We start from the raw sequence: 11,139 nt of genomic DNA, 5'->3' as shown, positions 1-11,139 counted from the left end.
TCATAAGCGCCAAGCAGAAGGCCCTGCCCTTCCTGGCGCGCATAACAGCCGGTTTCATTGTCGTTGATCTGCGGCAGTTCAAAGCCAAGGCCCGCAATCTCGGGCAGGGTTTCGGTCACCAGATAGTGGTGTTCAACCGGCATCAGTGGCAGTTCGATCCCGGCAAGACGCGCCACCTCGCGGCCCCAAAGGCCTGCGGCATTAACCACATATTCGGCATGGATGGTGCCTTGCGCGGTTTCCACATCCCATGTGCCATCGGCGCGCTGACGGGTGGCGGTGACCGGCGTGTGGCGGTGGATCGCCGCACCCAGCTTGCGGGCGGCGGCGGCGAAGGCCTGCGTGGCCGAGGCCGGATCGACATGGCCGCCCTCCACCTCCCACAGCGCGCCGACCATATGGCTGGTGTCCAGCACCGGGCAGCGCTCCTTTGCTTCTTCCAGCGAGATGAAATGGCTTTCGATCCCAAGACGGCGGCAGGCACTTTGCAGCATCGCGTTACTGTCGATCTCATCCTGTGTGCGGCAGATATTGATCCCGCCGGTATAGTGAAAGCCGCAGGCCTGACCGCTTTCCTGTTCCAGATCGCGGTAGATCTGGAAGGTGTAGCGGTGCATCTCGGCCGAGGCATTGGGGCGCACCACGGTGAAAAGCCCACCCGCCGCATGCCAGCTTGACCCTGATGTCAGCTCCTGCCGCTCCAGCAGCATCACATCGGTCCAGCCCATCTTCGCCAGATGATAGAGCACCGAGCAGCCGACAACGCCGCCCCCGATCACCACAACCCGCGCCGTTGTCTTCATCTTGTCCTGTCCGCTTGGTATTTCGTTTTTTCAGATGGCTTCGGCCCGGCCAAGGGCCGCGACCAGATCGCGCCGCTCGACCACCGCCTGATCAAGCCAGTCGGTGCGCATTTCGGGAACCGAATTCAGCAAAAGTTGCGTGTATTCGTGGCAGGGCGGTGTCAGCACCTCATCCACCGGGCCCTGCTGCACGATCCGGCCAAGGCGCATTACCGCGATCCGGTCGGCGATGCGGGCCACCGTGGCGATGTCATGGGTGATGAACATGTAGCTGAGCCCAAGTTCATCCTGCAATGATGCCAGCAGATCAAGGATCTGTTGGGCGACGATGGTATCAAGTGCCGAGGTAATCTCATCGCAGATGATCAGCTTCGGTTCAGCCGCCAGGGCGCGGGCAAGGTTGATGCGCTGGCGCTGGCCGCCGGACAGCTCGGGCGGGAAGCGCTGCGCGAAGGATGTGGGCAGTTCCACCCGTTCCAGAAGCCGCGCCACCTCACGCTCGGCCTCGCGCTGGTCAAGGCCGCGGTAAAAGCGCATCGGGCGGCCAAGGATCTTGCCGATCCGCTGGCGCGGGTTCAACGCCACATCGGCCATCTGGAAGGCGAACTGGATCTGGCGCAATTCATCGCGCGACCGCTGCCCAACCCGCCCTGCCAGAGGCTTGCCCTCAAGCAGCACCCGGCCCGCCTTGGGCGCCATCAGGCCCGAGATGATGCGCCCCAGCGTGGTCTTGCCCGAACCGCTTTCACCGATCACCCCCACGGTTTCGCCGCGTTCAATCGCAATGTCGATGTTGCGCAGGGCGATGATCTGCTGGCCCGGCCCATAGCCCGCCGTCACGCCCGCGACGCTCAAAAGCGGCGCTTCCTTGCCGGTGATGGCCTCGGGCGAGGCGATTTCCTCGGGCATGACATGGGCGGCGGCCATCAAGGCCCTGGTGTAGTCTTCGCGGGGGGCACGGATGATTTCCTCGGTCGGGCCATATTCGACCATCTTGCCGTCGCGCAACACAAGGATGTGGTCGGCGATCTGGGCCACCAGCGACAGGTCATGGGTGACATAGATCGCGGCAGTCCGGTTGTCGTGGATCAGTTTCTTGAAGGAATAAAGCACCTCGATCTGGGTCGTCACATCCAGCGCGGTGGTGGGCTCATCCAGGATCAGAAGGCGCGGGTCCGAGATCATTGCCATCGCCGCCATCAGCCGCTGCAACTGCCCGCCCGAAACCTGATGCGGAAAGCGCTGGCCGATGGTGTCGGGGTCCGGCAGTTCCAGCGCCGCATAAAGCCCGCGTGCCTTTTCCAACGCCTCTTCCCGGCTCATCGTGCCCGAGATGACGGGGATTTCGGTGACCTGATCGTCGATCCGCATCGCGGCGTTGAACGAGGCGGCCGCACTTTGCGCGACATAGGTGATGTCCTTGCCGCGCAGGTGCTGCAATTCGGGCAGCGACTGGTCAAGGACACTTTGCCCGCCCAGATGCACTGCACCACCAATGATATGGCAGCCGGGGCGCGAATAGCCCATGCAGCCCAGCGAAATCGTGGTCTTGCCCGAACCGCTTTCGCCAATCAGGGCGATAACCTCACCCGGGCGGACGTCGAAGGAGATGTCATCGACGATGACCGTCTCGCGCCCCTTCTTGTCGCGGGCGGCGACGGTCAGATTGCTGACGGTAAGAAGCGGCTCGGTCATATCAGATCTCATCCGGCAGCTTGGCGCTTGAGCGCTGCAACAGCCAGTCGACGAAGATGTTCATCGAAACGGCAATCGCGGCGATCCCGAGGGCCGGGTAAAGCGTTGTATAGGCGCCATAAAGCAGGGCCTGCATGTTTTCCTTCACCATCACGCCAAGGTCCGACTGCGGCGGCTGGACGCCGAGGCCAAGGAAGGAAAGCGCCGAGATGAAGAGGATCGCATAGGTGAAGCGGATGCCGAATTCGGCGGCAAGCGGCGTCAGGGCATTCGGCAAGGCCTCATGCCAGATGATCCAGCCCTTGCCTTCGCCGCGCACCACGGCGGCCTCGACGTAATCCATCACCATGATGTCGGTGGCCAGCGCCCGCGCCACCCGGAAGACCCGCGTCATGTCGATAAAGGCGATGGTGATGATCAGGACCGGAAAGGACGAGCCGAGCGAGTTGATCACTATGAGCGCCAGCATCAGCGCCGGAAAGGACAGCATCGCATCGTTGAGGCGGCTCATGATCATGTCGGTCCGGCCACCGAACGCGGCCGCAAGAAACCCGAGCGTCACGCCGAACGAGAAGGACAAAAGCGTGATGATCAGGGCCAGATACAGCGTCACCCGCACCCCGTAGATCAGCCGCGACAGCACATCGCGGCCGAGGTAATCGCTGCCAAGCCAAAGTGCCGCCGACGGGCCTTCAAAGCTTTCATTGGTCAGAATCTGGCCCTCGCCGTAGGGCGCGATCCAGGGGGCGAACATCCCGGCGATTGCGACGATCAGCAGAAAGAGGATGGCCAGGGTGACACCCGGCGTCAGATCAGAGATCGCCTCGCGCAGCTCATGGCGCCACCCGGTCGCATCCGCGCTCATTTGGGGTACCTCACGCGCGGATTGGCGATGATCGACAGGATATCGGCGGCAAGGTTCAAAAGCACATAGACCGAGCAGAAGATCATTGCGCAGGCCTGAACGATGGGCACATCGCGGTTGGTGACCGCCTCGACCATGTAGCGGCCAAGGCCGGGGAAGTTGAACAGCGTCTCGATCACCACGACACCCGAGACGAGATAGGCGAGGTTCAATGCGATAACATTGATGATCGGACCGAAAGCGTTGGGCAGCGCGTGGCGCACCAGAAGCCGCCGCCGTGGCACGCCTTTCAGGATCGCCATTTCGATGGCCGGGCTCGACAACACGTTCAGGACCGCCGACCGCGTCATCCGCACCATATGCGCGAGGATCGTGAAGACCAGCGCCGTAACCGGCAGGATCAGGATGCGCACCCAGTCGAGGAACTCATAGGACGGGCGGATCGAGGCAATGGCCGGCAGCCAGCCGAGTTTCACCGCGAAAAGCGTCACCAGTGCCACGGCGACAAGGAAATCGGGAAACGAGATCAGCGCCAGCGAGGTGCCCGAGATCAGCCGGTCGATCCGCCCGCCGGGGCGCGTTGCCGCAACAAGGCCCAGCGTCACCGCAAGCGGGACCGCGACCAGCGCCGTCGAAACCGACAGAATGACGGTGTTCATGCCGCGCCGGGCAATCTCGGTCGAAATATCGGCGCCATTCGCAAGCGATGCGCCAAGGTCGCCGGTAAGGGTCCGCGTCAGCCAGACCCAATAACGCACCACCAGCGGCTCATCGAGGCCCAGCCTCTCGCGGACCTGGGCCACAAGTTCCGGCGTGGCACCGCGCCCAAGAATGGCATTCGCGACATCGCCCGGCAGAATCTCGGTTCCGACAAAGACCAGGATCGACACGAACAGCAATGTTGCCAGACCGATCACCAGACGTCGCGCGAGAATCTCGGTGATGTTCATGGATCAGCGCCGCCCCCCGATAGCCGCAGAGTGTTATGTCTAGACAAAACTGTGATCACAGATTTCCACGTATTGCAAGCCTTGATTGCCGCGGCTTGCCCGCCGGGCTCAGCCCTGAAAGAAGGTCATCCCCCAACGGGCATCTTCTTCGATACGGGCGCGGGCGCGGGCCGCATCCCGCGCCTCAAGCGCCGCTATGATCGCGTCATGCTCGCCCAGCCAGTCATCCGGGCTGGTCAGCGACAGGATGCCCTGCGCCAGCCACGGACCGGTCCGAACCAGCAGATTTTCGATCAGGTCGAACAGCTCTTCGTTTTTTGCCCGGCTGTAGATGAGCGAGTGGAACCGGAAATTCGCGGCAAGGAACTTTGACGCATCCCGTGCTTCCCATGCGGCATCCATCTGCCGCGTCCACTTGCGCAGCGCATCCAGATCGCGCGGCGACAGGTTCTGCGCAGCCGACTCGGCCGCCCCCCCTTCCAGCACGGCGCGGATCTGGAACAGGTTCGCAGCCTGATTGCGGGTCAGATCCGGCACCCGGTAGGCCCGCTTCGCCGCACCACTCAGCGCCTTTTCAAGCGCCAGCTGCTTTAACGCCTCGCGCACCGGCATGGCGCTCATCCCATGTTCCGCCGCGAGGGTGCGGATCGAGATCGTGTCGCCGGGCAGCAGCTTGCCGATGATCATGCGCGACCGCAGATCCTCATAGACCGTCGCGCTGAGGGTCTTGGGCGGGGGTGGGGCCGTTTCGGTTTTCTGATCCATCGAAAATTCATCCAATCTACCTATGAGTGCTATCTCAATTCGCGCCCGCTGGCCAACCTCTTGCGATACGGAGCGGCCCGGCAGGAGAATTGAACAACATGTCTGGACAAAAGCGTTGATTCTGACGTCAGTCTGTGATCACAGTTACCGCAATAACACCCCCGCAGCAAATGACCTTGGCCATCTGCATCCGGGACCACAGTGGAGGAAACGCATGTCAGACGACAAGTTCAACGCCTATATGTTCCAGCAATATGTGAAGAACCGAATCTCCCGCCGCCGGTTCATGGGCACCCTTGCGGCGGCAGGTGCATCGGCGACGCTGATCAACGGGCTTACCGCAAAGCGCGCCCGTGCGGCCACACCGAAGACCGGCGGCAGGCTGGTGATCGGGGCGGAAGCGGCGCAGGCGCAAGACAACCTTGACCCGACGAAATACTACAGCACCTCGAATATCCAGATGGGCTATTCGGTGCATGACAATCTGGTCAATCGCGGCCCCGACCTGCAGCCCATGCCATGGCTTGCCACATCCTGGGAAGCGAATGAGGATGCCTCGTCCTGGGTCTTCAACCTGCGCGAGGGCGTGACCTTCCACGACGGGTCGGACTTTGGTGCCGATGATGTGATCTATTCGATGAACCGGCATTTCCGCGAAGGCACGGAATCGCCAGCCAAATCCTATATGAGCCAGATCGCCAGTATAGAGAAGCTGGCCGAGCATCAGGTGCGCTTCAATCTGGCCGCACCCAATGCCGATTTCCCGATGATCCTGTCGGACACCCGCGTTCATGTCACCAAGAACGGGCTTGAGGATTTCACCGGCCAGTTCCCCGGCATCGGGCCCTTCAAGGTGGCCGAGTTCACGCCCGGCAGCCGCTATGTTTTCGCGCGCAACGAAAACTACTGGGCCGATGACGGCCCCTATGTCGATGAGCTGGAATTCATCGGCATCGGCGACAATACCGCACGGATCAACGCGCTGATCGCGGGCGATATCAACGTGCTGCTGCAACTTGACCAGAAGGCGACCAGACTGATCGAGAACAGCGGCGTGGCCCAGGTCATCAACGCACCAAGCGGGGCCTTCCTGAACCTCGCGATGATGATGGACCGCGAGCCGACGGATAATGCCGATTTCCGAATGGCGGTGAAATATGCTATTGACCGCGAAGGCATTCGCGACAACGTGCTCAAGGGCCTCGGCTCGGTTGGCAACGATCATCCGATCGCGCCGATCGATCCCTATTACAACGCCAATATCCCGCAGCGCGAATATGATCCCGACAAGGTCCGCTTTCATATCAAGAAGGCGGGGCTGGAAAACACACCCATCGACCTTTACGGGTCGGATGTAGCTGGCACCGGTTCACTTGCTGCGGCTCAGCATTTGCAACAAAGCGCCGCTGCGGGCGGCCTGAACTTCAACGTCATCAACCCGCCCGCCGACAGTTTCTGGTCTGCCGTCTGGATCCAGAAACCAATCATCACCTCGGGCTGGGATCCGCGGCCGGTGCCGGATCTGATCTTCGGCATCGCCTTTGCCAGCACCTCCGACTGGAACGAAACGAAATGGAACGACGGCCATTTCGACAAGCTGATGGTTGAGGCGCGCTCGGTCACCGATTTCGCCAAGCGCAAAGAGATGTATGACGAAATGCAGATGATGCTGCACGAGGATGGTGGTCATGCCACACTCGGCTTCCGTAACTTCGTCGATGCCGCGCGTAATGAGGTTCAGGGCATCGCGCCGCATGGCTCGGGCCCGCTCGGCTTCTATCAGGGCCAGCGCACGGCCTGGATCGACGGCTGATCTGTCACGCTGACGGGACGGGCCGGAGCGATCCGGCCCGCCCGGAATTTGCTCCGGGGCCGGGAATGGGACAGGCAGGGAACCAGCGCGTTGCAGGGGCCATGCGGCCATTTGGGGCGTGGCCTTACCGCGATACAATGCGCAGCAAGCTGCAATCCCTCGTGGAGGATGCCTGACATGGCGGCCTATACGCTTTTCTGTGCCCCCGACACCTATGCGATGTCAGCCCATGCCGTGCTGGAGGAGGTGGGCGCCGATTACACCGTCCATTGGGTGCAGCTTTTCACCGAAACGCCCGACCCGGCCTTTCTGGCCGCCAGCCCGCATTGCCGTACCCCCGCGCTTGACGGGCCCGACGGCACCCTATTCGAGACCGGCGCAGTGGCGCTTTACATTGCCGAGCGCCATCCCGAGGCGGGGTTGGCCATTCCGCCCGACGATCCGCGCCGGGGGCTGTTCCTGCAATGGTTTCACTATCTGGCCTCGACCCTGCAACCGGATGTGATCATCCAGTTCCATCCGGAGTTTTACCACGCAGAGCCGGACCGGCAGGCAGCACTCAAATCCGCCTCAATGCTGCGGTTGCGCAAGGTCTATGCGACGCTTGACGCGGCACTGGCCGGGGGCCCGTATTTCTTTGGCACGACACCAACGGTGCCCGATTACATTCTGGCCCTGCAAGCGGTCTGGGATGTTATTTTCCCCGAAGGGATCGCGGCCTATCCCAATCTGGCGCGCCAGCGCGCGGCGCTGCTGGAACGCCCGGCCGTGCGGCGCATCCTTGCCCTGCATGCGGAAGAACTCAGCAAGGCCCGCGCCGGGCACGGATGACATCTTCCGACAACCCGACCGGCCCTTCCTGCCGGGTGCCCAGCGCATTGATCATCCGCGCCCAATAGGCAAAGGAGGCGACAATCTGGACAAGGTAGGAAATCGCCTTGTCATCGAAACCGGCGACGCGCAGTGCCGCGATATCGGCCTCATCCATCTCTGCCGGGCGAAGCGACAGCTTTTCGGTGAATTCCGCGACCGCCAGCGCCCTGCCCTCAAGAACATCGCGCCAATTGCCATCGCGCAATGCGGCCAGCCATGCCGCCGCGCTTGCATCTTCGCCCAGATACAGGCGGAAATTCTCGCCATGGTTCAGCGCAGCATAGTCCGACCCGCAAAGGATCGCCACGAAGGTTCCCGCAAACTCTGCCAGCCAGTCGTCCAGCGGGTTGTCGGGGTTGTGCAGCACCGCGCGGTAGTGATCATCGGCCGCGATGATCGCCCGGGGTGTCTGCGACATCGCAAGGTAAAGGTTCTCGACCCGTCCATCCGCGCCGCGCACGGCATCATAGGCCATGGCCAAATCGCCGGAGGCCTGCGCGTCGCCGATGACCGCGACCCAGGCCACAGCACTCTTGTTATCCGCCAAATCACTCTCCGTCACATGCCGATGGTTTGCAGAACCGATGCGTTGAGGCTGGCGCGGTGCTCGGGCGCGATCAAGGCCTGAATCTCGGGCCGGTCGAGAAACACGAAACGCCCACGGTCCCAGACCGCCTTGCCATCAAAGCTGATCGTCGCATCCATCAGATGAAAGGCCGCATCGCCCGGATCCCTGCCCGCCGCATGAAGATGCGTATAGCGCGGAGAGCCATAGGCGACCGTGCCCCAAAGTTCGAGATCGGCGTAGGGATCACCCTCGAAAAACGTGTTGGGGTTGATGCCGGTATGCCAGGAATTGATTGCCCAGGGGTCGCCGCCGGTCAGGCCTGCGGCCCGCTCAAGCTGGCTTTTCAGCCGGGTGACCAGTCCTTCCGGCCCCTCAAACGCCGTCATGCGCGACTTCTCGACTGTCACGCGGATCGGGGCGTCGAGGATCAGAACGCTGTCATCATAGGCCCGCGTCGAGGAGGACGAGACGAAATGCTGGATCACCAGCACACCGTTCAGATCATCGCAGACGACCGGCGGAAAGATCATCACCGGGAAAAGCTCCAGCGCGAAATCGGCCACCGCATCCTTGCGACCCTTGCGCACCCGCCCGGTCAGATCGGTGCCGCAAGCGCCGCTGATCCGGTAGCTTTCCGCGCCAAGGATCAGGTCCAGAAGCGCGTCATGCATCGCCTTCATCGCCGCGAAATCCGCTGTGGCAAAGGCGTGGCCCAGATATTTCTGCGACAGCGTATAGGTCATGACCGCCGGGCTCTGCCCGGGGCCCAGCGCGAAACGCACCTGATCGCCGAGCCGCGAGAAAAAGATTGTCCGGTCGGTGCGCGTCATCGCCTCGCGAACCGCCGCAGGGAAATGGTCGGCATCGGCGACCGGCGGTTCGATCACCACCTCGGCCGTCATGCCAAGGTGCCGCGCCACACCTGCGACCGCGTCACAGAGCCCCGGCTCAAAATAGGGCGATGGGCCGGATTCGCCGACCAGCAGCACCCGGTCACCCGGCCGGGCCCCGGCGCATATCAACAGAAGGTTCCGCACCCCCAGTTCAAAGGCAGCACTTGATGGATCGGGCATCATGACGGCACTTTCCCCATGGATCATTCCAGCAGCATTCACCGATCTGAGATCACAGATCAAGCGCGAATATCCCGCTTGCTTCAGATGCGGCAGTTCAGTATCTGTGATCACAGTTGGAATGCCGAACCCAGGGGCCGGAATGCGCTATTCAGGGATCACCCTCGCCATGAACGCGCTCAGCGGCAATCGCCGCTGGCCACCGATCGTGGCGCCGGTTTCGCCGCGCCCGAGTTACGATATCGTCATCATCGGCGGCGGCGGCCATGGGCTGGCCACGGCACATTACCTTGTCGCCAATCACGGCATCTGCAATGTCGCAGTGCTGGAGGCAGGCTGGATCGGCGGCGGCAATACCGCGCGCAACACCACCATCGTGCGTTCCGACTACCTTCTGCCCGCAAGTTTCGCGCTGAAGAACTTCGCGCTGAAGCTTTGGGCCGATCTTGCGCAGGATCTGAACTTCAACCTGATGTATTCGCCGCGCGGCTATGTCGATCTGGCCCATTCGGATGGCGAGCTGGAGCATTTCACCCTCCGCGCCAATGCGATGCGTCTGGGCGGGGCGGATGCGACGGTCCTGACGCCCGGGGCGTTGGCCGAACGGGTTCCGGGCCTTAATCTTGGCGCCAGCGGGCGCTATCCCATCGCCGGGGCGCTGCTGCAAGAGGCGGGCGGGGTCGTGCGCCATGACGCGGTTGCCTGGGGCTTTGCCCGCAAGGTGGCCGCTGCCGGGGTGCATGTGATCCAGAACTGCCCGGTCACCGGCTTTGACATTCAGGGCGGTAGGCTGACGGGCGTCAGGACACCGCTGGGCGACATCGCCTGCGGGCAGGCGATGGTCTCGGTCGCAGGACAATCAGCCAGGGTCGCGGGGCTGGCCGGGCTGGAACTGCCTTTGCTGCCGATCAACGTTCAGGCCTGCGTCACCGAGCCGGTCAAACCGGCGCTTGATTGCGTGGTCAACTACAATGCCGGGCTTTGTTATGTCAGCCAGACCGCAAAGGGCGAGTTCGTGCTTGGCGGTGCGACGGATGGCTATGTCTCTCAGGCGCGGCGGGGATCTTTCGCGCGGCTGGAGGATGTACTGGCCCGCGCGGTCCAGATCTTTCCCTATCTCTCGCGGCTGCGTCTGATGCGGCATTGGTCGGGCACCGCCGATATCCCGATGGACGGCAATGCGATCATGGGTCTGGCGCCCATTGAGGGGCTTCTGATCAATGCGGGCTGGGGCTATGCCGGGTTCAAGGCGACCCCCGCCGTGGGCTGGGCGATGGCCGAACATCTGGCAACCGGGCATCTGCCGGATCTGGTGGCCCCCTTCGCGCTTGATCGGTTCGCGACCGGTGCGCTGATCGACGATGCCGGGATCGGCCCCTATCCATGGTTGCACTGAGGCCCCGATGCTCTTGATCCCCTGCCCCCACTGCGGCGAGAGAGACGAGGCGGAATTCGCCTATGGCGGCCCCGCGCGTGTGTTGCCACCACTTGATGGCAGCGGCGACGTGGCCGCGTGGCACCGGGCGGTGCACCTGCCAACACTGTCGGAAGGGCCAGTGCGCGAGTTGTGGTACCACCATGCCGGTTGCGAATGCTGGATCGAGGTCATACGCGACATCCAGAGCCACCGCTTTCCGGAGGTGGGCGAATGACGCAAACCTTCCGCCTGACACAAGGTGGCCGGATCGACCGCAGCCAGGTGCTGCATTTCCGCTTCGACGGGCAGGCGATGAC

The 11,139-nt window shown here is 62.7% G+C and carries 11 protein-coding genes; 4 read left to right on the top strand and 7 right to left on the bottom strand.

The features are described from left to right. The 5 genes from WBB85_RS12435 to WBB85_RS12415 form a co-directional block, all read right to left on the bottom strand. A partial coding sequence (locus WBB85_RS12435) for an NAD(P)/FAD-dependent oxidoreductase (RefSeq protein WP_432638928.1) occupies window positions 1–803 on the bottom strand: 803 nt, incomplete at its 3' end. 30 nt (window positions 804–833) lie between these two features. Beyond that, the gene (locus WBB85_RS12430) at window positions 834–2,498 is read right to left on the bottom strand and encodes an ABC transporter ATP-binding protein (RefSeq protein WP_432638927.1); all 1,665 of its coding nucleotides are present in this window, start codon (window positions 2,496–2,498) and stop codon (window positions 834–836) included. A 1-nt stretch (window position 2,499) separates the two neighbouring features. Continuing rightward, window positions 2,500–3,363: an ABC transporter permease gene (locus WBB85_RS12425; RefSeq protein ID WP_432638926.1), complete on the bottom strand. Its 864-nt coding sequence runs from the start codon at window positions 3,361–3,363 to the stop codon at window positions 2,500–2,502. Then, complete coding sequence (locus WBB85_RS12420) at window positions 3,360–4,313, bottom strand: ABC transporter permease (RefSeq protein WP_432638925.1); 954 nt, start codon at window positions 4,311–4,313, stop codon at window positions 3,360–3,362. The genes WBB85_RS12425 and WBB85_RS12420 overlap by 4 nt, the downstream gene beginning before the upstream one ends. 108 nt (window positions 4,314–4,421) lie before the next feature. After that, entirely contained in the window at window positions 4,422–5,078 is a 657-nt protein-coding gene (locus WBB85_RS12415) for a GntR family transcriptional regulator (RefSeq protein ID WP_432638924.1), read from the bottom strand. A 214-nt stretch (window positions 5,079–5,292) separates the two neighbouring features. Between WBB85_RS12415 and WBB85_RS12410 the strand changes: the two genes are divergently transcribed. Further along, window positions 5,293–6,891 carry an ABC transporter substrate-binding protein gene (locus WBB85_RS12410; protein WP_432638923.1) on the top strand — a complete coding sequence of 533 codons (1,599 nt, stop codon included), beginning with the start codon at window positions 5,293–5,295 and terminating at the stop codon, window positions 6,889–6,891. Window positions 6,892–7,068: 177 nt separating this feature from the next. Beyond that, the gene (locus tag WBB85_RS12405; RefSeq protein ID WP_432638922.1) at window positions 7,069–7,722 is read left to right on the top strand and encodes a glutathione S-transferase family protein; all 654 of its coding nucleotides are present in this window, start codon (window positions 7,069–7,071) and stop codon (window positions 7,720–7,722) included. On the opposite strand, the gene WBB85_RS12400 is transcribed toward WBB85_RS12405, so the two are convergent. Both WBB85_RS12400 and WBB85_RS12395 read right to left on the bottom strand, forming a co-directional pair. Continuing rightward, window positions 7,694–8,311 (bottom strand): hypothetical protein, encoded by a 618-nt coding sequence (locus tag WBB85_RS12400; RefSeq protein ID WP_432638921.1) that lies wholly within the window; start codon window positions 8,309–8,311, stop codon window positions 7,694–7,696. The genes WBB85_RS12405 and WBB85_RS12400 overlap by 29 nt on opposite strands. Window positions 8,312–8,322: 11 nt before the next feature. Further along, window positions 8,323–9,408, bottom strand: a complete 1,086-nt coding sequence (locus WBB85_RS12395) for a hypothetical protein (RefSeq protein WP_432638920.1) — start codon at window positions 9,406–9,408, stop codon at window positions 8,323–8,325. A gap of 139 nt (window positions 9,409–9,547) precedes the next feature. Here WBB85_RS12395 and WBB85_RS12390 point away from each other — a divergent pair, with 139 nt between their 5' ends. Together WBB85_RS12390 and WBB85_RS12385 are read left to right on the top strand one after the other, a co-directional pair. Next, on the top strand, window positions 9,548–10,801 hold the full coding sequence (locus tag WBB85_RS12390; RefSeq protein ID WP_432638919.1) for an FAD-dependent oxidoreductase: 1,254 nt from the start codon (window positions 9,548–9,550) through the stop codon (window positions 10,799–10,801). 7 nt (window positions 10,802–10,808) lie between these two features. Further along, a complete protein-coding gene (locus WBB85_RS12385; RefSeq protein WP_432638918.1) occupies window positions 10,809–11,057 on the top strand; it encodes a sarcosine oxidase subunit delta in 249 nt (82 codons plus the stop codon). Window positions 11,058–11,139 lie beyond the last annotated feature (82 nt).

The organism is Albidovulum sp. (assembly GCF_049646345.1).
Taxonomy (GTDB): Bacteria; Pseudomonadota; Alphaproteobacteria; order Rhodobacterales; family Rhodobacteraceae; genus Albidovulum.
The sequence above is the reverse complement of the archived record's forward strand: the minus strand, read 5'-3'. Positions and strand labels throughout refer to the sequence as shown.

What these genes read in the sequence shown, in the direction of transcription:
- WBB85_RS12415 (WP_432638924.1), bottom strand. Translation starts at nt 5,078, where the DNA reads ATGGATCAGAAAACCGAAACGGCCCCACCCCCGCCCAAGACCCTCAGC.
- WBB85_RS12385 (WP_432638918.1), top strand. Translation starts at nt 10,809, where the DNA reads ATGCTCTTGATCCCCTGCCCCCACTGCGGCGAGAGAGACGAGGCGGAA.
- WBB85_RS12390 (WP_432638919.1), top strand. Translation starts at nt 9,548, where the DNA reads ATGCGCTATTCAGGGATCACCCTCGCCATGAACGCGCTCAGCGGCAAT.
- WBB85_RS12430 (WP_432638927.1), bottom strand. Translation starts at nt 2,498, where the DNA reads ATGACCGAGCCGCTTCTTACCGTCAGCAATCTGACCGTCGCCGCCCGC.
- WBB85_RS12410 (WP_432638923.1), top strand. Translation starts at nt 5,293, where the DNA reads ATGTCAGACGACAAGTTCAACGCCTATATGTTCCAGCAATATGTGAAG.
- WBB85_RS12405 (WP_432638922.1), top strand. Translation starts at nt 7,069, where the DNA reads ATGGCGGCCTATACGCTTTTCTGTGCCCCCGACACCTATGCGATGTCA.
- WBB85_RS12425 (WP_432638926.1), bottom strand. Translation starts at nt 3,363, where the DNA reads ATGAGCGCGGATGCGACCGGGTGGCGCCATGAGCTGCGCGAGGCGATC.
- WBB85_RS12420 (WP_432638925.1), bottom strand. Translation starts at nt 4,313, where the DNA reads ATGAACATCACCGAGATTCTCGCGCGACGTCTGGTGATCGGTCTGGCA.
- WBB85_RS12395 (WP_432638920.1), bottom strand. Translation starts at nt 9,408, where the DNA reads ATGATGCCCGATCCATCAAGTGCTGCCTTTGAACTGGGGGTGCGGAAC.